17 protein-coding genes are annotated in these 25,579 nt (G+C 63.7%); 2 read left to right on the top strand and 15 right to left on the bottom strand.

Going from position 1 to position 25,579, the window contains the following annotated elements:
* Positions 1 to 14: 14 nt before the first annotated feature.
* The 12 genes from GV035_RS15045 to GV035_RS14990 all read right to left on the bottom strand — a co-directional run bounded on the left by GV035_RS15045 (position 15) and on the right by GV035_RS14990 (position 15,476).
* Positions 15 to 812: a helix-turn-helix transcriptional regulator gene (locus GV035_RS15045; RefSeq protein WP_159835842.1), complete on the bottom strand. Its 798-nt coding sequence runs from the start codon at positions 810 to 812 to the stop codon at positions 15 to 17.
* Positions 813 to 821: 9 nt separating this feature from the next.
* The gene (locus GV035_RS15040; RefSeq protein WP_040049973.1) at positions 822 to 1,163 is read right to left on the bottom strand and encodes an FKBP-type peptidyl-prolyl cis-trans isomerase; all 342 of its coding nucleotides are present in this window, start codon (positions 1,161 to 1,163) and stop codon (positions 822 to 824) included.
* An 81-nt stretch (positions 1,164 to 1,244) separates the two neighbouring features.
* Entirely contained in the window at positions 1,245 to 2,678 is a 1,434-nt protein-coding gene (locus tag GV035_RS15035; protein WP_236572618.1) for a hypothetical protein, read from the bottom strand.
* Between the two features lie 170 nt (positions 2,679 to 2,848).
* Entirely contained in the window at positions 2,849 to 5,206 is a 2,358-nt protein-coding gene (locus GV035_RS15030; RefSeq protein ID WP_328698919.1) for a polysaccharide biosynthesis tyrosine autokinase, read from the bottom strand.
* A gap of 412 nt (positions 5,207 to 5,618) precedes the next feature.
* A complete protein-coding gene (locus GV035_RS15025; protein ID WP_159835840.1) occupies positions 5,619 to 6,683 on the bottom strand; it encodes a glycosyl hydrolase in 1,065 nt (354 codons plus the stop codon).
* A 23-nt stretch (positions 6,684 to 6,706) separates the two neighbouring features.
* Complete coding sequence (locus tag GV035_RS15020) at positions 6,707 to 7,897, bottom strand: glycosyltransferase (protein WP_159835839.1); 1,191 nt, start codon at positions 7,895 to 7,897, stop codon at positions 6,707 to 6,709.
* A gap of 32 nt (positions 7,898 to 7,929) precedes the next feature.
* Positions 7,930 to 9,009, bottom strand: a complete 1,080-nt coding sequence (locus tag GV035_RS15015; RefSeq protein ID WP_159835838.1) for a glycosyltransferase family 4 protein — start codon at positions 9,007 to 9,009, stop codon at positions 7,930 to 7,932.
* Positions 9,010 to 9,019: 10 nt separating this feature from the next.
* A complete protein-coding gene (locus GV035_RS15010; RefSeq protein WP_159835837.1) occupies positions 9,020 to 10,171 on the bottom strand; it encodes a glycosyltransferase in 1,152 nt (383 codons plus the stop codon).
* Positions 10,172 to 10,769: 598 nt separating this feature from the next.
* On the bottom strand, positions 10,770 to 10,949 hold the full coding sequence (locus GV035_RS15005) for a hypothetical protein (protein ID WP_159835836.1): 180 nt from the start codon (positions 10,947 to 10,949) through the stop codon (positions 10,770 to 10,772).
* A 265-nt stretch (positions 10,950 to 11,214) separates the two neighbouring features.
* Complete coding sequence (locus GV035_RS15000) at positions 11,215 to 12,480, bottom strand: flippase (RefSeq protein WP_159835835.1); 1,266 nt, start codon at positions 12,478 to 12,480, stop codon at positions 11,215 to 11,217.
* A 410-nt stretch (positions 12,481 to 12,890) separates the two neighbouring features.
* Positions 12,891 to 14,378, bottom strand: a complete 1,488-nt coding sequence (locus GV035_RS14995) for a N,N-dimethylformamidase beta subunit family domain-containing protein (RefSeq protein ID WP_159835834.1) — start codon at positions 14,376 to 14,378, stop codon at positions 12,891 to 12,893.
* Between the two features lie 21 nt (positions 14,379 to 14,399).
* Entirely contained in the window at positions 14,400 to 15,476 is a 1,077-nt protein-coding gene (locus GV035_RS14990) for a glycosyltransferase family 2 protein (RefSeq protein ID WP_159835833.1), read from the bottom strand.
* Positions 15,477 to 15,952: 476 nt separating this feature from the next.
* Here GV035_RS14990 and GV035_RS14985 point away from each other — a divergent pair, with 476 nt between their 5' ends.
* Together GV035_RS14985 and GV035_RS14980 are read left to right on the top strand one after the other, a co-directional pair.
* Positions 15,953 to 17,071 (top strand): sensor histidine kinase, encoded by a 1,119-nt coding sequence (locus tag GV035_RS14985; protein ID WP_328698918.1) that lies wholly within the window; start codon positions 15,953 to 15,955, stop codon positions 17,069 to 17,071.
* Positions 17,072 to 17,132: 61 nt separating this feature from the next.
* Entirely contained in the window at positions 17,133 to 18,494 is a 1,362-nt protein-coding gene (locus tag GV035_RS14980) for a hemolysin family protein (RefSeq protein WP_159835832.1), read from the top strand.
* A gap of 36 nt (positions 18,495 to 18,530) precedes the next feature.
* Here the strand turns inward: GV035_RS14980 and treY are convergent, their stop codons facing one another.
* From treY to treZ, 3 genes are read right to left on the bottom strand one after another with little or no spacing between them, the layout of a single operon-like run.
* On the bottom strand, positions 18,531 to 21,467 hold the full coding sequence (treY, locus tag GV035_RS14975) for a malto-oligosyltrehalose synthase (RefSeq protein ID WP_159835831.1): 2,937 nt from the start codon (positions 21,465 to 21,467) through the stop codon (positions 18,531 to 18,533).
* Positions 21,464 to 23,671, bottom strand: coding sequence for a 4-alpha-glucanotransferase (gene malQ / locus GV035_RS14970; RefSeq protein WP_159835830.1), 2,208 nt, complete (start codon positions 23,669 to 23,671; stop codon positions 21,464 to 21,466). The genes treY and malQ overlap by 4 nt, the downstream gene beginning before the upstream one ends.
* Positions 23,668 to 25,563 carry a malto-oligosyltrehalose trehalohydrolase gene (treZ, locus tag GV035_RS14965; protein WP_159835829.1) on the bottom strand — a complete coding sequence of 632 codons (1,896 nt, stop codon included), beginning with the start codon at positions 25,561 to 25,563 and terminating at the stop codon, positions 23,668 to 23,670. The genes malQ and treZ overlap by 4 nt, the downstream gene beginning before the upstream one ends.
* Positions 25,564 to 25,579: the final 16 nt, after the last annotated feature.

Here is a 25,579-nt window from a genome sequence, read left to right as displayed (position 1 = left end):
GCCCGCTCGGTCGATCAGACGAGCGGGCTTTTTTGCGTCTGTTGCTCGCGCATGGAACCGCCGCTTCGCCATTGTCCCGGCGCGATGCCGAAGCGTTTCGAGAACGCATGCGTGAACGCGCTCTGGTCCGCGAAACCGACTTCGAGCGCGACATGCGTGAGCGACGCACGCGGATCGGCGAGCAAGGTCAGCGCGGCGTCGAGGCGCAAGCGCAGCAGATAGCGATGCGGCGTCTCGCCGAACGCTTCGCTGAACAACTGGTGAAAGCGCCGCATGCCGAAGCCGCAATGCGCGGCGAGGTCCGCGATGCGCAGCGGCTCGCCGAGATGCGCGCGCAGCCATCGGTCGATGCGCGCGAAGTCGAGGCCGCGCCAGTCCGCAGTCAGCGATGCTCCCGCGTCGGCCATCAACGCGCCGCACAGATGCGTGGCCGCCTGCCATCCGAGGTGCGCGGGCAGGGCGCTATCGCCGCTATCGAGACGCACTGCGACGCTCGCGACCAGCTGCGTGAGTGATGGATCGAGATCGACGGTGCGCGCACGCTCGAAAAAGCGCGCCGGCACCGCGACGGATGAAGCGGGGAGATCGAGCACGAGCTGGCGGTTCAAGCCTTCGGCCCAGTACTCGTGACGCGCGCCGGCGGGAATGATCCACGCGCGATGACGGTCGATATGCGATTCATCGCCCTCGACCGCCATGCCCATCGCGCCATCGAAACCGAGCACGATCTGATGAAAGTCGTGCTCGTCGGACGCCTGCACCGCTTCATAGCGGCGCAGCGAGACGGTAGGGCGATGGACCGGCGCGTTCATGCGCGATGCTCAGACGTCGAGCAATTCCACTTCGAAGACGAGCGTGGCGTTCGGCGGAATCACGCCGCCCGCGCCGCGCGCGCCGTAACCGAGTTGCGGCGGAATGGTGAGACGGCGCACGCCGCCGACCTTCATGCCTTGCACGCCTTCGTCCCAGCCCTTGATGACCATGCCGCCGCCGAGCACGAAGGCGAAAGGATCGTTGCGGTCCTTGCTGGAATCGAACTTCTGGCCGTCCGTCAGCCAGCCGGTGTAATGCACGCTGACGGTCTTGCCCGCGACGGCTTCGGCGCCTTCGCCGACGGTGACGTCTTCATACTTGAGACCGGAATCGGTCGTGACTGTCGACATTGCTTGCTCCTGGTTGCACGGCTCTACGCCGATGGTCGAAACCACCATTGTAGAGCGTGGCAACGAAGCGAGTCACGGCGATCAGGTGTGACGGCCGGGCGGATTCATGCGGCTGCGGATGCGCGGCCGCTTCGCGCTCATCGGCGAACCGAGCCGCGCGCCGGCATTCGGACTCACGCTGACGCCGAAGTCGGTGCTGATATACGAGGACTCCATCGCATTGCCCGGCACGGCCTCGCGCGTGTCCTTTCTGGCGAGCTTGAGCGCGCGCACGCGAACGTACGCCATGGCGATGAACGTCCACGGCGCGAGATACGCGAACTCGGGCACCGACACCATCATCATGGTCCAGGTGGCCACGCAGCACTGGCGCAGCGCCATGCCGCGCGCGTCCCAGTCGAGCTTAAACGCGGGGTAGAGCATGAGCACGCTGATGCCGACGAGACCGACGACGCCCGTGTTGACGAGCAATGTCGAGAAAAGGTCAGTGGAGCGGATATAGCCGAAGCCGATGCCGAATAGCTGGTTGAGCGGCGAGGCATGCACCCACAAGCGCAAGGATTCGAAGAACAGCATGGCGCGGTCCGAGCCGGACTCGTTCTTCCCTTCGAGCTTGTCCATCACCATCTGCTGGAACAGGTCGGCGATGTAGTCCTGCAAAACGAACGCGACCACCGCGAGCAGAAACACGCCGATGAGCGCCTTGATCGGATTGATGCCGAGCTTGCGCATGCGGATGAGCGCGAAGACCGCATAGCCGATCAGCACCGTCGACGACGTACTCATGAGGAGCGACAGCCCGATGATCCACACTGGCCAGCGCACGCGCGCCGTCGCGTTGAAGTAGATCCAGAAGGGGAAGATGGACATGGCGTACATCGACGGTTCGCCGGTCAGCGCCTTGAGACGCTGTATCGACAGGCCGCCCGCGCTCACGGTCTGGAACGAACTGCCGTTCACCGTGCCGTCCGAACGCACGATGCCTCGGCCGAACTGGTCGCCGAACGCGCGGTTCGAGATGAAGTCGCCGGGCGAGCCCGTCAGCACGTAGAAGACGACTTCATAGATGCCGTAGAGGGCGAAGAGCGTCACCGCCGCGAAGATCCACTGATCCCACGTCGGCCGATAGTAGTAGTACACGTAAGCCGCATACAGCACGACCGCCGCCACGTAAATGGACTGCGTGAACATGCTCTTGCGCAGGATGAACGTGAGCGGGTCCTTGTCGTCAACGAGCGCGATCTTGCTGAAGTCGGGATCGAACGGGGCCATCACGTCCGCAAGCTGCGTCGTGCACAGCATCAGCAGCCAGACGAAGATGGCCGCGCCCACGAAGTGCATCCAGCTCTTGCGCGACCGTCCGCCGAACAGCAGCACGAGCGGCACGGACAGGAAGCACATGAGATAGCCGATCGTCGTGCCCTGAATGGAAGGAATCACGAGGAACGACGTGACCGGCATCGCGAAGGCCCAGATGCGGTAGTACGAGTCGATCAGCGTTGCTTTGTCTTTCATCGTAGAGAGTGGTTGCTGCGTCTTTTGTTTTGCGTGGCTGTCGCATCGCGCGAACGTGCCGGCGACGATGATTGCGATGCCGCGAAAAGCCGTACCCTGAAACGAAGCGCCGCGTGACAGGCACGCGGCGCTTCGCTCAGGCAATCATGCCGGGTGCTTCGAGACGTGCATCAGTTCACCGACTTGAAGGTGCTCGTGTAGGCCGCCGCATAGCCGTACGTGCGGCGGTTGCTGCGGCGCTTCGGAATGGCGTTGAACACCGAGCCGACCAGACGTCCGCCCGCGCGATGCACCTTCTTGACGGTCTCTTCGATCTCCTCTTCGCTCTGGATGCCCGAGCGCAGGACCAGAACCGTCGAGCCCGCATCGCTTGCGACGATGGCCGCATCCGTGACGGCGAGGAAGGGCGGGGTATCGATGATGACGAGATCGTACTGGTCGCTCAGGCGCGCGAGCATGTCGCGGAAGCCCGGCATCATCAGCAGTTCGGAAGGATTCTCCGGATAGCTGCCGCACGACATGAACGACAGCCCCGGCACGCCGACCTGACGGATCGCGTCGGCCGTGCTCACCTGGCCCTTCAGCACTTCGGCGAGACCGCCCGGATTCGATTGCTTGAAGAACGACGCGATATGGCCGCGGCGCAAGTCGCCGTCGATCAAGAGCACGCGCAGGCCGATTTCCGCAAGCAGCACGGACAGATTAGCCGCGACGAAGCTCTTGCCCGCCGACGGAATCGGACCGGTCAGCATCACGATGTTGTTCGGCGCATTCACGAGATCGCGATACAGCTCCGTGCGCACCGCGCGCAGTGCTTCGACGGCCGGATCGTGCGGATAGCGCGTCGCGAGCACGAAGGCGTCGCGGTCGGTATCGCCGAGATTCGGCATCGTGATGTCGTCGTGCGCTTCCCGCTTGATGTGCGGCAACGCCTTCGGCGCGTTGCCCGCTTGCGTGCCCGAGTGACCGAGCGCGTGTCCGACCGGCGAAACCGAGATTTCGTGATCGAGCAACTGCTGCTGGCGGCTGAACAGCACCTCGCCGAGCACCGGCACCGAGAGGGTACGTTCGACGAACATCGGATCGGTGACGCCGATCATCGCGTGACGACGCAGGAAGATGAAGAACGTGCCGACGAAGAAGCCCAGCGCCGTGCCCGCGACGATCACGAGCGGCTTGTTCGGCTTCACCGGACGATGCGGACGCAGCGCGTTATCGACGATATGCGCGCCGCCGCTCGTGCTCGCGCGACGGATCGACAGCTCTTCGGCCTTGTTCATCATGCCGAGGTAGACCGTTTCCGCGACGCGCGCATCGCGCGTGAGTTCGGCGCTCTGGCGTTCGGAAGCGGGCATGCTGTCGAAGCGCGATTGAATCTGCTTGTTGGTCTGCTCGTATTGCGAGATCTGCTGGTCGAGGTTGCGAACTTGCGGGCTGTCCGGCGTGAAGCGCTGCAACGCTTGCGTGCGCTGCAACTGGAGCATCGCGAGCTGCTGCATCGACGTGATGCTGCCTTGCAGATACGCCTGCGCTTCGTTGATCGGCTGCACCGACTGCGACTTCGCGCGGAAGGCGCTCAGGCGGCCCTCGGCGTCCTTCAGGTCGCGTTCGAGGCGCGGCAGTTCCGAGCGAATGAATTCGAGCGTCTTCGTGTCGTTGGCCTGACGGCTTGCGACAGCCGCCGCGAGATAAGCCTGGCCCAGCGCGTTCGCGACATCGGCGGTTTGATCGGGATCGTCGCCGTTATACGAAATCTCCACGATGCCCGTGTCCTTCGTGGACTCCGCGACCTTGATGGACTTGAGCAGCAGATCGATGGCGTCGAGCGTGTTGTAGCGCGTCACCGCGAAGTGCACGCCCGGATGACCGACGGCGCCATCCACGAGCATCGACACGCCGTGCGCCGATGCGGGTTTGCCGATCGTGCCGCGCAACAGGACGTTGCCGTCCGGGTCTTCGAGCTGATACTGATTGTTGTCGAGCAGCGTGAAGTCGAGCTTCGCGTCTTCGAGCGAGGGCGGAACGTCGAGACGCGTGATGCGCAGGTCTTCGCCGCCCCACGCGTACGAGTTCATGCCGAACCATGCGGGCGCGAGCTGGCCGCGCTTGGCGAACATGCCCGCGATCCAGCCGAGCACCGGCATCGTATGCGGCTTGACCTTGACGTCGAAATGGAACTGGTTGACGACAGGCTCCAGCACCGAGCGGCTCTTCATCACCGAGATTTCGGCGGGCGCGAGCTGAGTGGGCGACACTTGCTCCTGTTGTCCCTGCATCTGATTCTGCGGCGCGATGCCGAGTGCGTTGGGATCGGGAGGATCGACGCGCACGACGACGTCGGCCGAATAGATCGGTTCCGCGAGGAACGCATAGGCGGCGGCAAGCGCGGCGGCTGCGGCGATGAACATCAGCAACATGCCGATGTGATCGCGCAGCAGCTTGATCATGTCGCCCGCAGTGAATTCATTGTCGTCCTTGCCAGGACGCGAAGATCCAGAGTTGACGTATAGCGTGTTCAAAGGCGGCATCCTCTGTTCGAATGTTGAGCGTGGTTTTCCGGGCCAGACAGGAACGCAAAGCCCGCGCGGTTGGCCGCGTTACGTCGTTCGTGTTGTGTGTCCGGCGTGGCCGGGAGACCCAAGGCTTCAGGCGGTGTGGCTCGTCGAGTTGCGCTCGAACGAGGAGAGCGCGAATCGGCGCGGCGCTCTATCGATCTGCAACGGAAGGGTGTTCGCCCCACGTGCGTGTGCGAATCGACACCATACGCCCAAAAATTATTTAGCGTCAGACTAATCTTCCAGCCTCGAAGTGCTTACGTCTGTTAAGTAGCGAACGAAATACACTGCGAAGTGGCGGTTATGGCACTTGCACGAAAGGCGTTTGAAGCGATAATTACTGATTCGGCTCGAACGCCATTCCTCATACCTAACCTTTTTTCCGCTACGGCATCGGATTTGCTTTGATGAAGTCGCGCACGACACCGAAGCGCGGCTTGCGCGTCTGCCCGTCGTCGTGAATCACGCCGTAATTCCCGTCGCCGCCGAAGCGTTCGTCGTCGTAGAGTTCGTAAAGCGTGACGTTCTGAATGTCGTACGTTTTAGCCGCCTTGACGAAGCCGGCAAGCGCATCCTTGCCGGTCAAATAGCCGCCGGGGTCCGCGTGATCCGGGCGCACGCCGAATTCCGTGATCCAGATCGGCTTGCCGTAGCTGTCGCGCAGGCGTTCGAGCACATTGACCTTTTGCGGGCCTGCCGCCGTGATCGAGCCCATGTTCGAATACCAGTGCCACGCGGTGATGTCCCAGCGCGGAATGGGATGACCCTTGGTGCCGTCCGGCTGCGTGCCGGCAAAGAGCATGTCCGTGAAGCCGTAATGCAGCCATCCGAAGGACGTGAGCAGAATCTTCGCGTCCGGGTTAGTTTCGCGTATGCCCTTGATCAGACCCAGTATCGACCCGCGCGCTTTCATGAACCGCGCGTTGTCATAGTCCGAGGGATGCTCACCGCTGCGGTCGGAGCCCAGGATGGTCCAGTTGTCGTACTCATTGCCGACCTGGTAGTACGTGACGAGACCCTTCAGCACGCGGCCCGCCGTCTTGCCGAGCGCATAGCCGCGCTCGAAAGTTTCCTGCTCGTTCGCGCGCTTCTGCGGTTCGAACGGCGTCACGAGCGCCAGCACGCCAATGCAGGATTTCGCGGCCCGCCGCGCGAAATCGGCGACGAGATGCGCGCTGTCTTCACTCGATACGTCCTGCGCGTACATCGTCACGCCGAGATCGCGCAGTTGCGAAATCTGCAGATCGAAGTCGGTCGTGCGATACGCGCCGCGATGTTCGAGATGGCCGACAACGCCGTAAAACACGCCCTTCGTGCGGTCGCCGCATTGCACTTTCGGCGCATCGGATGGTGCGGACTGCACCGCGCCGGTTCGCGCCTGCACCACCGACGAGCCGCACAACAGCACGCCGACAAACGAGATCGCCACCCACAGCCTTCGCTTCAACATTCATCCCTCACGAGAAAGCCTGATCAGCCCGGAACATCGGAGCGTTGCGGCGATGCCGGTTCGAATGCGCCGCGGCACGGCATTGCGGGCATCATCACGTTTTGCGCCTGAGCATCGAACGCTTCGCGCGAGAAGCGGCGGCGGAAGCTGCTGGCAAGCGCGGTCATCGGGACATCGCGTGCGGCGAAGATGCGCTCGACGAACGCGCCGTGGTCGCCAGGACGGAAGAGGAGCGTATTGGGCAGGTACGAATCGAGACCCGAAATACGCGACACGACGATAGGCCGCTCCGCGAGCACCGCTTCGATCATCACGAGCGGCACGCCTTCGAAGGCCGACGGCAACACGAGCGTATCGCTCGCGACGATGTAGGGCAGCACGTCGTTCTTCGGCCCGACAATCCGCACGCATGCCGACAGCACCGGACTTGCATCGACCATCCGGGCGAGGCGCGCCGCATCCGGTCCTTCGCCGACGATCAGGACGATCGTGTGTTTGAACGCGTCCGCATGCCGCTCGATGGCTTCCATCAGGAAGTCCTGACGCTTCTGCTTGAAGTTGATGCGGCCGATATGCGCGATGATCGTGGTTCCATCGTCCGGCAAACCGAGCGCGGCGCGGGCCTCGGGCTTGGTCAGCATCGTACGGCTGAAGCGGTCGTCGACATAGTTCTCGAGAATCATCGTGCGCGCCTGCGGCGCGAGCGCGCGCAACTTGCCGCGCAGATGTTCGTTGAGCGTGACGAATTCATCGGGCATGCGGTGCAGCACGCGCTTGATGAGCCATTTGATCTTGCCGGTAACGCCTGGGTTCTCGGGCACTTCGTCCACGAGCGGCAGATAGCTCAGCGTCGGCACGCGCGCATAACGCGCCGCCAGAAGCCCGGCGATACCCGACGCAATCGTGCCTTGCGCAATCAGCAGCTTTGAAAGATGCAGCGTGCGCAGCGTCGCCGCCGTCGATCGAATCGCGCGCAGCAGCGCGAAGAGGTCGCCACGAATCGATTCCGCCGTGTAAGCGAGGCCGATCGTGCGGACCTTCGCATTCTGGCGGCTCAGATCGCTCACGTAGCGATAAAGCGCCGCGTTGCCCTTCGGCACGAGTATCTGGATCGTATCGACGTTACCGCTCGAAATGAGCGCGAGCATGAAACGCTTGAGCATCTCCTCGTGCCCACCGTTGATGCCTGAGTCGCAATAAATTCCAACGTTCACTGTCTTTCCCCTGTCGCACGCGTTTGCGGGCTTCATCGTCTATTTATGAACTGCATCAGCATTCGCGCGCTTTCGGTCCAGCGGTACCGCTCTGCATGCGCGAGTCCCCGGCGTCTGAGTTCGTCGCTCAGTTGCGGCGAGTCCAGCAGTTCGCGCAGCTTCGCGGCGATGTCTTCGACCGAGAAAGGATCGCAGTAAACGGACGCATCGCCGCACGTTTCCGGCAGCGCGGCTGCGCGTCCCACCAGCGTGGGGCAGCCGTTGCGCATGGCTTCCAGAGGCGGAATGCCGAAGCCTTCGTAAATCGAAGGGTAGAGAAAGCAGGCGGCATGCTGATAGAGCGCCTTGAGCTTTTCATCGCTCACGTAGCCCGCCTGCTTGATATTCGGCGCGCTCGACAAGTCCTGCGCCTTGCCGAAGATCGTCGCGTTCTTCATGCCGACGATGACGAGATCGATGGACGGATCGTTCAGTCGCATGAACGCTTCGACGAGGCGCTTGAAGTTCTTCGTCGGATTCATGCTGCTGACAGCGAGAACGTAGCGGTTCGGCGTGAGCTTCAGATCGCCGATGACCGATGTATCCGGCACGATGTGATCGAGATGATCCGCCGCGAGCGGCACCACGCCGATACGCCGCGGATCGACGCCGACATGATGCGCAAGACGGTCACGCGAGAACTCGGAGTTCGTCATCACGCAGCTCGACGTGCGCGCGAGAATCCAGAACATCACGCGATACCACATGCGGAACTTCCACGAGAAATGCGCGGGGGTGTCGAACACCGCGGCATCGTGCATGTAGATGATCTGGTTCGGCCGGAAGATCGAGCCTGAGTTGCTGAGATTGACGATGCGCGAACGCCCTGCGAAAAGCGGCAGTACGATCTGCTCCCAGAACACGCCCTTGCCGAAACCGAGTTCGACGGTCGGGACGCCGTCCACCGGCACGAGGCCGGCTTGCGGCGGCACGGCCAGCGTCACGTGCGAGCCTTCGGGCAGCTTCATCAACGCGGCAACGAGCTCGCGCGCGACGCGCTGCACGCCGGTGGTTTTCTGGCTCGTGAAGCGGCCGTTGTAGACAAGCTTGTTGGGGGCGAAGGAAGTATCCATGTCTTACGCGTCAGAACTGTGAATCGGAGCTGGTCTCATACGATGCGACTTCGTTCGTGCCGAGCGGTTCGCGCGAATGTCGGTCGGAGCCGAACTCATACATCGAAAGCCATTGGCGAAAGATCGCGTCCATCGAAAACCGTTTGCATGCCGACGCTCGCGCGACGGCGCCCATGCGCTTGCGCAACTCGGCATCATCCCGCAGACGCACGATATAGCCTTCCATCTCTTCGGCGCTCTTCGCGACGAAGCCCGTCACGCCGTGCTGCACGACATCGCGATTGCCGACCACATCGGTGACGACGGCCGGGATGCCGGCCACCTGCGCTTCGATCAGCGCGATGGGCATGCCTTCCCAGCGCGATGTCTGCACATAGATGTCGAGTTCCGATGTCAGTTCCAGCGCGCGCTCGCGCGTCACCCATCCGCTGCATGTCACGTCGCCGCGCGACTGGCCCGGCAGTTCTTCGACATTGCCGCCTATCCACAAGAACTTAACCGAAGGCGCGTGCAAGTCTGTGGCCAGCTTCACAAATGCTTCATGATTCTTCTGGTACGAGGCGCGCCCGCTCATGCCGATGACGAGCTCGCCGCCCGTCTTCTCGATGCGAGGCGGAATCTCGGCCACGTTCACGCCGTTCTCGATCATTCGCGCGTCAGGCGGGTTGACCTTCGTTTCGATCTCGCGCAACTCGCTCGTCGAACACGCGACGATGGTTCCGCCCATGCGCGCCGCGATGCGCTCGAACGTGAGATACGCGAATTGCTTGGTGGGCGAGACATCGCGACGCAAGAACGAGAGACCATGCGGCGAATAGAAGACGCGCGCTTTCGGCGCGGCAATGCGCGCGGCGACGCGTCCGAGCACGCCGGCCTTCGACGAATGCAGATGCACGACCGACGGATCGCATTCGCGCAGCGCGCGGGACAGATCGCGCACGCCGATCCAGTCGTTCTTCGGATGCACTTCGCGGCACATGCTGACGTGCCGGAGTCTGACCGCCGGGTGGAACAGCTTCTCGAAGTTTTCTGGGGTTTCCTGCCTGATGGAATGAAGGATCGTTACGCCGACTCCTGCGGCCGCTGCGCGATTCGAAAGCTGGGTGAGCATCGAGAGAACCCCGCCTCCGAACGCTTCTGTTATATGGACGATCTCTTTCATATTTGACTCTTCGAATAGCGTATTGCCGTGCGCCCCGCGGCAATCGCAATGGAGAAGAACAGCGGTCTTGTCGTTATCAATGGTCGGTAACCCACATATCGCCATGTGCAGCATGCTCAGACGGCAAGGGCGCATCCACGTTCAAAGGAAAACACAAAAAACGGAACTAGGCGCGCAGCATCGCTAACCGAGTGTGGCATCGACCACTCGGTCGTCATGCATCGCCTATACACCCCGTACACCCCGTACACCCCGTTTGCGAATAGAGAGCCTTCGCCGTGTCTTGCGTCATTCCCCGAACAGACGCCAATGCGTGTTACCGGCCGGGACTTGCCTGTTTGTCCGCACCGGCGCGCCCCGTCAAGCCCCAACAGACTTTTTTCCGGCGGAGCTCAGGCAGGCCGTGAGCGCAAACGCACTGCCGCGCGACTGAACGCTTCGGCGCTGCCTGAAAAAAAAATCCGCATGGAACGTAAAGCCTATTGGTCATTCATTTATTGGCCGCAGTGAGTTATCGACGCGCACGCTGACACGCCCGGGCATGTCATGCATTCCCGTACTCGGCCAATCCAAACGGACTTTACTAATGATGGCGAAGTCAATTGACTTCGGGTTCTGTCTTGATGTCGGACATGGTCCGTTGCGCAAACGCTATTTCGCATACGTCCAGCAGGATACGGAGATCCTTGACCGGCACCGCAGCGGATTGCATACGCAGGTTTTCAGCGCGCTCGACCAGCCTCTGCACGCGCTCGAACGATAGGTCGTCTTGTTTCATGCTGCCGCTCACAATAAGGATAGATACCGAGTACCTTAAGCCCCGAAATGTCGTCCGTCCGTGCGCTAGCCCACATACATCGGTGCAACTTTCAGAGTAGCGCGCAAGCAAGCGACAAAAGCTTTATCAGCCGACGTGCAGCTTTGGCACGTCGACCATGAAACTTTTATAGCAGGACAGTCCGGGCGAATCCGGGGTGCGAAGGAAAACCGGGGCGATCAGGAAGAACAGCCCACGTGAAGACGCAGGAAACGGGCCAGCCCTCTCAACCCGCGCCTCCAGGCGTCATGGGGCGCTTGAGCAAGGGCACGCCTTCGAGATGCAGTGTGAACGCCATGGCTGCGGCAATGGCAGTCTCGACAACAAGGACCGTTGCCGCCGCGCCCTGTTCGCCGAACAGCTTGGCGAGCACCGCAAGCAGGCTAAAGTTCAGTATTGCCGAACCGATCAACACGCGGCTGAAATGCGTCTTCATGCCGAGCGGGAGCATGGTCTGAACGCCAAAGAGATCGGTCAGGCCGGACATCAGCGGAACGAAGGCCATCCAGCGCAGCACGTCGACCGTCGGCGCGAACTGCGGGCCGTACAGGAGCTTCACGGCCATCGGCGCGCCGAAGAAAATGCCGACGGAAATGAGCGAAACGATCGTGCCTTGCACCACGAACATCTTGCGCAGGAACGCGAATGCATCTTCGCGTGCATGGTGCATCAGGAAGCTCACGCGCGGATAAGCCGCCGTCTTGAGCGGCCTCAGCATGTTGAGCGCCGCGCGTATCAGCTTGTCCGCTGCCGCGAAGTAACCGCCTGCGACGTTGCCCGAGATGAAGGTCAAGAGCACGATGTTGCTCGATGCATAGATATCGACGAGCGATGTCGCCATGAACACGCTCCAGCCGTCCTTCAGGCGATCGATGACTGTCTTGAGCGAGACGTGAACGAAGTCGATGTCACGTCGAAAATACAAATAGATGCAAATGGCGACGCCCGAGCCGAGCGGCACGAGCGTGTTGACCAGCATGGCGTTGTTGACGTCGTCGTGATGGCGCACGAAGAGATACATCGCGGGGATGCTGAGCGCGCGTCCCACGAACACGAGCGCACTGATCACACCGAGGTCTTCCACGCCCTGGAAGTACCAGGTGGGAATGAGCATCGAGCCGATGGCCATGCCGAAACCGACGAGCAGCAGCTGTCGGTTTTCCGCAAGCGTCGGCACGGCGAACGTGAGCACGAGCAGCACGAGAAAGCCCAGAGCGGACAGCGCAATTTGCGCATACATGGTTTCCCAGAAAATCTGGGAACGCACCGCGCGATTTTCTCGATTGATGGATATCTTGGGTGTTGCTGTCAGAGAAAAGCTGAAGTTGGTCAGGGTGATGAAATACGCCGTGAAAGCCATGGCGAAGGAAAGCCGTCCATATTCGCTCGGCCCGAGAACGCGTGCGAGCCACGGCAGCGTCAGGAGCGGTGCGAGGTAGGTCGATACCTGCAACGTCATCAGAATCGTGAAGTTCTTTCGAAAAGATGCCATTGAGCGATTTTTCCCGGCTTGAGTGCTGTGCTTGATTTCGATGACGCAAAAAATGCTGACTCACACATGACTAAAGCATATGCGCCCCTCGGAGGGCCATTGCCAGACAACGCATCGGACGAATAGTTTCGTCGAACGCGTGGTTTGCAACGGCAGGGCGCAAGGCCAAAGGGGGTGAGGCACCCGCGTCTTGGCCTGACAGCGAGTGAGCGAAGAGTCATGCGCGAGATAACGATGCGACCTCATGACGGCTGCGCGCCCGTATCGCACTATGAAGCACGAGTATGACGCGGACACACGTAACGCGCATTTAACAGGAAAAAAAAGAATTCTTCAGTGGGTTGGCACACGCACGATTCGGCGCGCGTGTGCTTGCACGGCTCAGGAGGGAAGCGCGATGGTCGAGCGACTCAAGCGGAGGCGTTGTCGAGACTATCGTGCGTGGGGTCGGTTGCTTCGTCGATCAGTACATCATGGCGGGCGATGCAATGCGGCGGCAAGCCGATGAACCTGCGCACGACATTGCGCGTGATCTGATCGACGACCGTCCGGCTCTCTGCGTTCGGGTCCATGAGCACACGCGCCCAGTCCGTCGTGCCGCCGTTGAACACGAGTCCCCGTGCGAGGCCGCCGTGAACGTGCGGCTGAAAGACGCCCATTGCACCGGCGCCGCCCATGTCCCAGCCTTCGAGCTTCACGGTATCGGCAAGCTTCACGAATCCGTTCGGTTCGCGCGGCACGCCATCCACTTCATAGCCGACGAGCCGGTCCGCTGCACCGAAAGTTTGTCCGTCACGCAGTCCCGTGCCCGCAAAGGCCCAATGATCCACGCGACGCACCGTGAAGCCGATTGCTTCACGCTCGCGCCTGATCCATCCGCCGCGCAGGCGCTTCCATACGCCATACTTGCCGCCGCCGTAGCCGTAGCTCAAGCCGATGAGGTTTGACTCATCGTAACCCGGCCACTGGCCGGCCAGGCGATTCATGATCGAAAAAACGCCTTCGTTTGGAGCATCGCCGAAATCGACCGGCCGAAAGCACGTATTGCCGCTGAAGATCGCGACGTTGCCGCCCTGCGCGATGAAACGCGCGACGCGCTCGCGCATCTCGCTCGACCAGTACTCATGATGCCCGACGCTCAGCATGCAGCGATATTCATCCAGCTTCAGATGTGTGCTGCGATGCAGGTCGTGATCGGTATAGAAGTCGCATGACATGCCTTCGTTGCGCAGCCAGCGAATGAACTTCGCGTCCCAATGCGTGAACTGTTGACGCGGCGACCGGGGATCATAAGGATCGATCGGTTCGCCGAGCTGCGCGCCGAGACCGCCGCCCGGACGCAAGAGGCTCACGCGCGTTTGCTGCTGCGTGCGATGAATCGGATCGCCGTAATAGCATCCGCCGCCCATCGAGTTGTACGCGTGGTACGTGTTGATCGGCACGATATACGCGAGATCGGCCGAGGGCTTGCGCGGCCTTGCGATGACGAGCGCCATGCTGTCGCTGTCGGGCGGTCCCGCGAAGATGGGCTTGTGCGCGGCGGCGCGGCGTCCGAGGTCGGTCAGCGGTTCACCGTTCGCATCGACTTCATAGGCGATGGCGGCATACGCGCCGCTCTCCAGGGTGGCCGTGTTCGGCCTGATCGCGATGACGGGCCAGCCCCAGTCCTCGTCGAAGCGCATGGGTCTTGCCTTTCCCGGCGACTGAAACACGACCCTGCCGCTCTTCACTTCGGCACGCACGCTGCCGCCGGACTTCACGGCCACGCCGCCGACGCTCTCCATGTTCTCGCCGCCACGCTGCTGATAGATGGCGATGCAAAAGCGGGAACCCGGCTGCACTGCGAGGTCGAACCAGTCGCCGGCGGTGAAGCCCGGTCTTAGCGGATAGATCTGCATGCGTGCGTTCGATTGTCGTCGTTATTGATGCGCGGCAGTGTTGCCGGCGAGATCGCTTGCGGCGAGCGCACGCGCCGTTGCGACCGGCGCGCGCAATTCCATGCCGAGCGCGCGCTTCACGATGCGCTTCGTCTGAAACCAGCGCCGGTCCGCGACGATGCTCTTATGAAAGCGCAAGTCCCTCGGCGTGTCCGTGCGGTGCGAAGCAAAGAGCCGATACCGCGCGGCGGTGGCCTCGACGATACGCATCGATTCTTCGAAGGCTTCGCCATCGACGCGTGCCGCCTGAAAGCAAGCATACGCGAAGACCTTCTGAAACATCGCAAGCCAAAATGGATCGTGCGGGCCGCCGTTGCAGCGCGCGAGCGTTTCCTCCGCGCACGTGGCAAGACTCGTCACCGTGTACGGCGTCGCGCGGGTCGTGATGCTGCCCGCGCGGCGGCGATAAGAATATAGCTCGTCCGCAAGACGATGCAATGTCTTCGCGCGGGCATAGACCAGCGGAATCGCGGAGGCGTCTTCATAGACGCGCCCGGCCGGAAAGCGGATGCCGTCCCACAGTTCGCGCTTGTACACGCGAGCCGCCGGAAACACCTGATACACGCGCGCAAAGTCGAGCAGCGCGAAGAGATCACAAGGACGCGGCCCGACCGTCGCGGGATCGATCAGTCGCACGTGGTCGATCGCCTTTCCCTGCGAATTGATGATGCCGACGTTGAATTCGATGATGTCGGCGGCCGATGTGTCGAGCAAGGGCAGAATCTTCGCGGTGAAGTCCGCGGACCACACGTCGTCGGCATCGAGGAAACCGATATACGGCGACGACGCATGCTCGATCGCGCGATTGCGGGCCGCCGACACGCCCCGGTTCTCCTGGTGAATGACCCGGATATGCGCGCCGCGCTGCGTGCGCTGGACGGCGCGAATGCGGTCGAGCGTGCGGTCGGTGGAACCGTCGTCGATCACGATGATTTCGAGCTCGCCGGATCGGGGCTGAGAAAGGGCCGATTCGAGCGAGTCGGCAATATAGTGCTCGACATTATAGGCCGGGATGATTACCGACAGCAGGGTCGGCGCGTCGCTGCGGGCGCGTGTCATAGGCTCGTGTCACCGGTTGAGGTTTTTTAATTGAGATTACCGTGGCCGAGAGCGGCGTTGTCGGACCGGTGTCCATTCGAATTCCCCGTTCATGGCCATGACTTCCCAAGCGGCTCATGAGGCCAACCGATCCGTGCGCTATCTTCGGAACGCAGCATATAGCTTTTTGTAAGGCGCTAACGTTCGACGACGCACGCATGCCGCACGGCCATGCGGAAGCGAGCCTGAGCGTGGCGGCCACGCACGCCGCTTGCTCAATTGCATAGCGGATGGCCGCGAGCCGATGCAAGCAGGGCTTCGTCGCGCGGCAGGCGCGTTCGGCGCTCCCCTATAATGGGCTGACGAAACCGCCGTACCCGAGGTGGCAGCTAAAAGGCCGCACGGCTTGCATCGCGCACGGCGCTCATCCCGCGACCGGCACGCATCTGCTCCAGCGTCATCAACTGCAACATGGATACATGCAAGGACTAACAACCGTGACCACGTCTTTCTCAAGTTCGGTCGAACGCGGAGGCGCGCAATCCGGCGATCCGGTCGGCGCAGGAAATGACGGCGTGCTGGTGGTGGACGCAGCCCTGCGCTGCGTCTCGGCCGACGCCACGTTCGCCCATCTCTTCGAACTCGATGCCGCTGCCCTCGGCAATCGCGCGCTCGACGACACGCCGCTGCCCAAGCCGCTCGCCGCCGCGCTCGCCGAAGCCGCGGATGCCGCGCTCGCGGGCAACGGCATACGCCGCGCCCATGTCGCTTTCGATGACGACGACGCCACGCGCAGCTTCGCCATTCTCGCGCTGCCGTCCGCGGACACCGTGACGCTCGTCGTCTCGCCGTCCGCGAACGCATCCGAGGAGGCGACCGTCGGCCGCGTCGCGCATCTGCGGGCGGAGGCGGCGCTTTTCATGCGCGATCACGTGCTGTCCATCGTCTCGCATGACCTGCGCGGCCCGCTCAATGCCATTCACAGCTGGGGCTACGTGCTCGAACGCAAGGTCGACGCGAAAGATCCCGCCGCGCAACGCGCGCTGACGGGCATCCGTTCGGGCGTGGAGCAGCAGGTCAAGCTGATCGAGCAATCCGTCGATACGACGCGCGCCGAAACGCGGGCCGTCTCGCTGTCGCTGGCGCCGGTGGCCGTGCGTCCGCTGCTCGACAAGAGCGTGGCGCTCGCGCGGGCGAGTAGTGCGCGCTCGCGCGGCGTCACGTTTGCAGTGGAATCGCCGTTGGCCGAAGAGCAGGTCGAAGGCGATCCCGAGCGTCTCACGCAAATGCTCTGGCTGATGCTCGCCTTCGCTGCCGAAGCCAGCCCGCGCGATGCGACCGTGCAGGTGTCGAGCGTCGTGGAAGGCGGCATGTGGCGCACGGACGTGCGCTTCACGACATCGGCGCAGGCGCTCACCGATGCGTCGGCGCCGCACGCGCTCGAAGCGTTCGCGCGCCGGCAGGCGCTGGAGCCGCGCGAAGCCGGACGCATCGCGTGGGGGCTCGCGCTCTGCAAGCGCGTGGCCGAGGCGCATGGCGGCGGCTTCGAGCACGCGAATATCGTCGATGGCGAGGAGGCCGTGCTATCGGCGCGTATCGCGGTCGCGGGAATGTGATTTGACTTTCGATTGCCTGTCGCCCATATACTGACGCTTTCCATTTTCGAAGAGAGTTGCTTTGGCTCAGGTTGTCGCGCTGGTCGGCGCATTGTTGCTGGTCGCCCTCAACGGTTTTTTCGTTGCGGCGGAATTCGGCCTCGTCAAACTGAGGGCGACGCGCGTCAAGGCCCTCGCGCGGACCAATGGCTTGCCCGGCCAGCTGCTCGCCAAAGTCCACGGGCAGCTCGACGCCTATCTCTCCGCTTGCCAGCTCGGCATCACGCTGGCGTCGCTCGGGCTGGGCTGGGTCGGCGAGCCCGCGTTCGCCACGCTGCTGCATCCGCTTTTTGCGCTCGTCGGCGTGCAGTCCGAGAAGGTGGTCGAGTCCGTCTCGCTCTTCTTCGCGTTCTCCGTCATTTCGTTCCTGCATATCGTCGTCGGCGAACTCGCGCCGAAGTCGTGGGCCATTCGCCGCGCGGAACAGGTGGGCTTGTGGCTCGCCACGCCGCTCTACGGTTTCTACTGGCTGATGTACCCGTTCATCTGGGTGCTCAACACGAGCGCGAACCTCGTGCTGCGGCTCTTCGGCATGTCCGGCGAGCATGGTCACGACGCGCACTATTCCACCGATGAACTCAAGCTGATCCTGCGCGGCCGGCGTCATGGCGGCGCGTCGTCGTATAACGCGGACGAGTGGAACACCATCGCGCATTCGCTCGATTTCAGCCGCATGACGGTCTCGGACCTGATGCGGCCGGCGCACGAGCTCGTCGGCCTGCGCAACGACTTGCCGGCCCGCGACAACCTGGCGGTGATCTCGCGGCATCGCTTCAGCCGGTATCCGCTGTATGCGGACGCCTCGGGCGAGCGCGTGATCGGCATGGTCCATCTCAAGGACTTGCTGCTGGAACGCGGGCCCGCGAGCCGCACGTTCAGCTTCAGCATCACGAAGGACGCGAGCAAGCTGGAGAAGCTCGCGCGCCACGCGAGGCCGGTGCAATATGTCGCGCCGAACCTGTCCGCGCTCGAACTTTTCCGGCAGTTCCGCAAGGGCGCGCCGCATCTCGCCATCGTCGGAAGGAAGGGCGCGAAGCCGATCGGCTTCATCACGCTCGATAACCTGCTCGGCGCGCTCGTCGGCCAGATTCACGATGAATTCCGCCAGGGCGACGCAGACTGGTCGCGCATGGACGACGGCACGCTGATGGGCAAGGGCTCGCTGCCCGTGGTGTCGCTCGAGCGTGCGCTCGGTATCGATATCGACGAGGGCCGCGCTGAGTCGGTCGGTGGGCTCGTCATCAACGCGCTGGGCGATCTGCCATCGGAAGGGCAGCGCGTAGGCTTCGACCGCTTCGATATCGTCGTGAAGAAGATGAACGGGCCGAGAATCGTGCTCGTTCGCGTCTATCCCCGCGAAGAGGCGCTCGAAGGAGCCGAATAGCGGTCGCCGCGAGCGTGCGCTCGCGGCTTCGAAGCCTCAACCGCCCGGAACGCCTTCCTCCACGAGCAGTGCCACCGGCATCGCGCCCAGCACGTCGCGCACGAACAACCGTTCGCCGTTGGCCTTCGGCGCGTTGGGACTGAGCCAGTCGAACAACGCCCGCGAATGCAAAGCTTCGGGCAGCACGACCGACGTATCGCCCCAAACCGAAGGCTCGACGAGCGGCACGTCGCGCCTGTCGCCGAGCAACGGCGCGGCGTGCCGCGTGGCGACGACGATCGCATAGGCGCTGCCCGCATGCCGCGCATACGCGATCACATGCTTCGCGTGTTCGCCCTGCACGGTCAAAGGCACATAGTCGCCCTGCGCGAACAGCGACTCGCAGTGCTTCCTCAGCGCCAGCGCGCGCCGCACCAGCCCGAGCTTCACGCGGCCATCGCGCCAGTTCTCCATCTGCTCGGAGGGGGGCCCTTTCTCGTCGATTTCTTCGAGCCACTTGCGGCGCAGCGCATAATCCACCGGGCGACGATTGTCCGGATCGACGAGACTGAAATCCCACAGCTCGGTGCCTTGATACAGGTCCGGCACGCCCGGCGACGTGAGCCGCAAGAGCGTCTGCTGGAAGCTGCCGATGGCGCCCAGCGGCCCGATCCGCTCGACGAACTTCGACAGTTCCTGCAAGAAGCCGCTGCGGCGCTGCGGCGCGACGATATCGAACAGGAAGTCGCGGCATGCCTGCTCGTAAGCCTCGTCGGGCGCGAACCAGCTCGTGCGCAGCTTGCCTTCGCGCAATGCCTTCCGTTGCCATTGCGCGACGCGCTCGGCGAGTTCCTGCACGCCCGCTTCGTCGTCGGGAGAAAGCGTGAGCGGCCAGCAGCCGACGAGCGTCTGATACAGCATCGCTTCGGCGGCGGGACCGGGCGCCCATTCGTGGCTGTCGCTGGTTTCGTTGTGGCCGCCGTTCGGGCCGCGCCGCAACGGTGCGTTCAGCGTGGACCACGCCTTGAGCGTCGCGGCCCATTCGTCTGGAATCTCGCTCAACGCGGCGATGCGCGCGCGCACGTCCTCGCCGCGTTTGTGATCGTGCGTGGCGGTGCAGAGCATCGCGTGCGGGAAGCTGGCGAGGCGTTCGCGATTGGCCTTGTGAAACTCGTCGAGCGAGAGCGAAAACTCGCCCGGATCGGCGCCCACTTCATTGCGCGAGATGAGCCGGCCATAGCGATAACACGCCGTATCCTCGACCGCCTTCGCCGCCACCGGCGAGGTCAGCTGCGAGAACAGGGTCTGCGCCGCGCGGCGTTGCGATCCCGTAGTTGCCTGCTGATTCTGATTCGCCTGCGCCTGCGCCTGATTGCGGTCGCGGTCGCGATTGCGTTCGGCAGCGCGGTCGCGCGGACGGTCGTTCTTCTCGTTGCGCTCGTGCGGCGCGCCGTCGTCGGGGAGCTTGCCGCCGAGCCATTGCGCGACCTGATCGAGTATCAAGTGGTCCGCGCGGGCGAGCGACGCGCGCGCGGCGTCCAGTGCCTGCGAGAAGTAACGATCGTCCTCGGCACTGCGCACGCCGCCGACCGGATAAATGCGATACACCGGGAAATGCACGACGAGTTCCGCCACCACGCGCCGAATCGACGTGAACGTGTAATCGCGCGTGGTCTGTGCATCGCGTGCAATGCGATGCAGCGCCCGCGTCACCCGATCCAGTTCCGCCGACAGATTTTCCGCGAGAATCTTGCGGCGCGCGATCAACGCCTCCTCCGCGAACTCGCTGCTCTTGCCCGTGATTTCCGCCCACAGCGCGGCGAGCGGCTCAGCACCCGCCGGATCGTGCAGCAGCGCGCCGACGTCGTTCATGAAGTCATAGCCCGTCGTGCCGTCCACTTGCCAGTCGCGTCGCAAGGGCTCGCCGCGCGCCAGAATCTTCTCGACGACGAAATAGGTGTGGCCATTGCCGTGGCGCAGCGCCTCGGGCCGCTCAGCCGACAGTTCTTCGAGCCGCGCGCGCAGGCGCTGGCAATATTCGCGCGGTTCCGCGAGTCCGTCGACGTGATCGATCCGCACGCCGTCGATCAGCCCTTCGGTGAAGAGCCGGAAAATCAGCGCATGCGATGCCTCGAACACTTCGGGCCGCTCGACACGCACGCCGCCGAGCGTGCTGACGTCGAAGAAGCGCCGCCAGTTCACTTCGTCGGCCGCCGTGCGCCACCACGCGAGACGGTAATGCTGGCGCTCCAGCAGCCGGTGCAGACGCTCGCGGCCCGCCGCCGTTTGCGGCGAATGCGCGGCCAGCACCGCTTCGATCGCGGCGCGACCGCCCTCGGTGCCCGCGATGGTCACGAGCGCGGTTCGCGCATCGGCGGCGCGCGGCTGATCGGCCGGCTGCGTCGTCAGGCCGGCGAAGCGTTGTGCAAGCTCCGGCGCTTCCTGAAGCACGGCGGGGTAATCGACCGGACAGACCGGAAACACATGAGAGTAGTACTCGATGACAAAGCGCCCTTCCTCCGGCCGATACGCGAGCTTGATCTTGCCGCCTTGCAGCTCGTCGCCATAGGCCGCGCCGAGAAAAGGCGCGAGCACCTTGCCGCGCAGCGCGGGATCGGGCGAGTGCCAGTCGACATCGAAAAAGCGCGCATGGGCCGCGTGGCGTCCCCATTCGAGGATGTCCTGCCACCACGCGTTCTCCGATCCGCCGACGCCCATGTGGTTCGGCACCACATCGACGATCAGTCCCATCTCGTGCGCGCGCAGCTTCTCGACGAAGCGGCGCAAGCCTTCTTCGCCGCCGAGCTCGGGGTTGACCTTCGTGTAGTCGACGGTGTCGTAGCCGTGCGTGGAGCCGGAGGTCGCGGTCGTGATCGGCGACGCATACGCGTGGCTCACGCCGAGCGACGCGAAGTAGTCCACTTGCGCGGCGGCGTCGTCGAAAGTGAAGCCCTTGTGAAGCTGGAGCCTGAGCGTGGAGCGCGGTACGGTCATGGTGTTTCGGATTTGGGGGTGTCTGAGTTGTCAGGGCGCACGGCGCGCTTGCGGGCTGATTCGACGGCGAGCAGACGGTCGCTGAAGGCATCGTCGTTCACCATCTCGTCCACCGGCAGCGCGAGACGCCGCCGCCAGTTCGGGTGTTCGTCGATGGAGCCGGGCAGATTCGGCTGCTCCACGAGACCGAGCAGATCTTCGAGCGGATACGTGACGAGCGGCGCGGGCGTCATGCCGACGAAGGCCAGCGCCTCGTCCACGGGCGCGTTGTCGATCGACGGCGGTTCGACGTCCTTTGGCGCAATGCCCGCTTCCTGAAACGCCTGCCACAGGTGTCCGCGATCGACGCCGCGCTCTTCCATCGCCGCTTCGACCGGATCGCGGCCGTCCGCGCGCGCCATCGTCTGGCCGATCTTCGAGCGCCATTCGATGTCTTCGCCGCGCCACCATCCGTTGACGGTCGGCAGGTCGTGTGTCGTCGTCGTTGCAGTCACGCCGTTGCTCCACTCGCCCGGCGGCTTGAATCCTTCGCCATCCTGAGCACGTTCGAACCAGAGTACCCGGATACCTAGCAAACCCTGCTCCTGCAAACGCTCGCTGAAGCCCGGCGGCACGGTGCCGAGGTCTTCGCCGACCACGATCGCGCGATGCCGCCACGATTCCAGCGCAATCAGCCGCAGCAGGTCTTCGAACGGATAGCGCAGATACGCGCCGTCTTTCGCGCTTTCGCCTTCGGGCACGAGCCACAGCCGGCGCAGCCCGAGAATATGGTCGATGCGGATGCCGCCTGCGTGCGCGAACGCGGCGCGCAGCATGTCGATGAACGCGGCGAAGCCCTGCATCCGCATGGCGCGCGGCGAGAACGTCGTGAGGCCCCACGATTGCCCGGCCTGATTGAAGAGGTCGGGCGGCGCGCCGACGGATACGCCCGTCAGCATGTCATCGCGATACGACCACGCGTGGCTGCCCGCGCTGTCGCAGCCCACCGCGAGATCCGCCACGAGACCGACGGCCATGCCTGCATCGCGTGCGGCGTGCTGGGCGTGCATGAGTCCTTTCGCCGCGAGCCATTGCGTGAAGAGATAGAAGTCCACTTCCCGCCGATGCGCCTCGGCGAACGCGGCCACCGCTTCGCTGCGCGGATCGCGCAGCGCGTCGGGCCAGTTGCGCCAGTGGCCTTCGCCGTTCTGCGCGATCTGTTCGGCTTGCAGCGCTTCGAAGCGCGCGTGGTCCTCGAGCGCCCGGCCGCCTTGCTCGACGAACGAAGCGAAGTCCTTCGCGAACGGCGAACCGTCGTCTCGCGAGAAGCCGTCGAAGAGGGCGCGCAGCACGGCGACACGCGCCTTCATGGCGCGCGGCCAGTCGATCAGCGGCAGGCTTTCGAGCGCGGTGAGCTCGTCGGCGACGCCGGCTTTTTCGATCGCGGCGCGCGCGGCTGGCGCACCGAGCACGGCCGCCGGATCGATATGCGCGATGTTCAAAAAGAGCCGCGACGATGGCGAGTACGGACTGCACTTGTTCGGCTCGGCGGTGAACATGGCGTGCATCGGGCTGATGGCGAGCGCATGGCTGCCGCGCTTCGCTGCCTGTGTCCCGAGCGATGCCAGCGCGGTGAAGTCGCCAACGCCGCCGTCGCCGTTGCGGCGCAGCCCATACACCTGCGCGGCGATGCCCCAGAGCGGCGGCGCTTCGTCCGCGTTGTCTGTTGCGTCCCGCAACGCGCGCCACGCGTCATCGACGGTATAGCAGCGCGTGGGCGCGACGGCGAGCGTCGTCCGATGATCGTTGATGACGAGCGTGTGATAGCCCGGCTCGGCAATCGGCGCGAGCAGCGCGGTCTCGCCCTTGGGCGACGTGAAGCGCCCGTCGATGATCTCGCCGTTCTCCAGTTCGACGCGATAACGCGCGCCCGATTTCGCCGCGGACACCGGTAGCGCGATCCCGCGATCCACTTCCGCCGTGATGAGCGGCGGCAGCTTGCGGCCGCTCATTTCGGCATCGACGGCGGCCATGCTCTGCTTGATCTGCGTGGCGTTGCCGCACGGCAGCCCGAGCTTTTCCAGCAGGATGCGCAGCGTGTTCTCGGGCACGCGCTGCGTCTTCTTGTGCGCGTCCTGCCATTCGACTTCGAAGCCCGCGCGCTCGGCGAGGGTTTCGATCGACGAGCGCGGCCGCTCACTTTTGGCTTGATTCGCGGCGGTCACGAGCGTTGTCCTTCAGTCGGTTCGAAGCGGCGCGCGTCGTGCGCGGTCGCGTATTCGTTCACTTCGCCGGTCAGCCACGCGACGAACGTGCGGCCGCTGAGTTCACCCTCGGCCGTGCGATCCTGCGCGCGCGGCGGCGTCTCGAAGATCACCTTGCCTTGCGGCGCATCGGAAAGCGCGACGGGCGCATCGGCCAGATTCAGCGCGATGGAGAGCGTTTCGCCGTCGCCGAGTTTCCAGCGCGCGACGAGCGCCTTTTCGCCGAGCACGTTCGCGCCGAGCGCCTTCGCGCCCTTCAGACGCGGCGTGATGAGCTTCGCGCGCACGGTCAGCCCCGAGCGATAGAAGTGCAGCCATTCGAGCCGATCTAGCTCGTCTTCCTTGTTCGCGATGTTCGGCGACGACATCTCGAACGTGCGCTTGTCGTTCGGATCGGGAATCTGCGCGCGGCGCTTTTCGTCGGTAAATGCGGAGAACTTCGCGAATTCCTTGCGGCGGCCTTCGCGCACGGCGTCGGCGAGTTCGTCGTGATAGTCGGTGAAGAATAGGAACGGCTGCTTGGAGCCGTATTGCTCTTCCATGAAAAGCATCGGAATCTGCGGCGAGAGCAGCAAGAGTCCGGTCGCCGCGTAGAGCGATTCGTCGTCGGTCAGCGCGCGCAGGCGATCGCCCATCGCGCGATTGCCGACCTGATCGTGATTCTGCAGGAACATGACGAAGGCCGTGGGCGGCAAGTGTCCGCTCGGCTCGCCGCGCGGCGCGCCGTCGTGGATCGGCGACGGATCGCCCTGATACACGAAGCCTTCGGACAGCACACGCGCGAGCTTGTCGATGGGCTTGTCCGCATATGCGTCGTAGTAGCTTTCGTTCTCGCCCGTGAGCAGCACGTGCAGCGTGTTGTGCGCGTCGTCGCTCCATTGCGCGTTGAAGTGGCTTTCCAGCAGGCTCGCCGTGTTGTGCTCGTTTTCCAGCACGAGATGCACATGACGCCCGGCTTCGACCGAACTGCGCACGCGGTCGGCGAGTTCGCGCAGCCATTCGTCGTCGTTGATCGCGTGCACCGCGTCGAGGCGCAGGCCGTCGAAACGGTATTCGTTGAGCCAATACAGTGCGTTGTCGAAAAAGAAGTCGCGCACTTGCGGACGTTCGAAGTCAATCGCCGGGCCCCACGGCGTGTTCACGCCTTCCCGAAAGAAGGTCTTCGCGTAGGCGTGCAGATAGTTTCCGTCCGGGCCGAAGTGGTTGTAGACGACATCGAGGAACACCATGAGGCCGAGGCCGTGCGCGGTGTCGATCAGTTGCTTCAAGTCTTCCGGGCGGCCATACGCCGAATCCGGCGCATAGGGCAGCACGCCGTCATAGCCCCAGTTGCGCGTGCCGGAGAAGTCGTTGAGCGGCATCAGTTCGATGGCTGTGACGCCGAGCTGCGCGAGTTCCGGCAGGCGCGCGGTGACGCCCGCGTAGCCGCCCATCGCGCCGACGTGCAGTTCGTAGAGCACGGTCTCTTCCCACGGCCGGCCATGCCAGTTGGTGTTGGTCCAGCGATAGGCGCGCGGATCGACGACTTCGCTCGGACCGTGCACGTCCTGCGGCTGAAAACGCGAAGCCGGATCGGGCACGGCGAGGTCTGCATCGAAACGATAGCGATACAGGGTGCCCGCGCCGCCATCGGCTTCGGCTTCGAACCATCCGTCGCCGGTTGCCTGCATATCGACGAGCTCGGGCGTCGTGCTGCCGGAGCGTTGAATCTCCACTTGCACGCGGTCGCGAGAAGGCGCCCAGAAACGAAAGCGCGTGCGGGGTTTGTCGCCCGCCGCGCCGGTGAGATGCGCGCCGAAAGGAAGGCAATACGCGTGTTGATGCTGATGAGGATCGATCGGACGTTCGGACATGATTGAGTGCCAGGGT

It is taken from the genome of Burkholderia sp. 8Y, assembly GCF_902506145.1.
In the GTDB taxonomy this organism is placed as follows: Bacteria; Pseudomonadota; Gammaproteobacteria; order Burkholderiales; family Burkholderiaceae; genus Caballeronia.
Note: the sequence above shows the minus strand (reverse complement) of the source record. Positions and strands in the feature narration are given on the sequence as shown.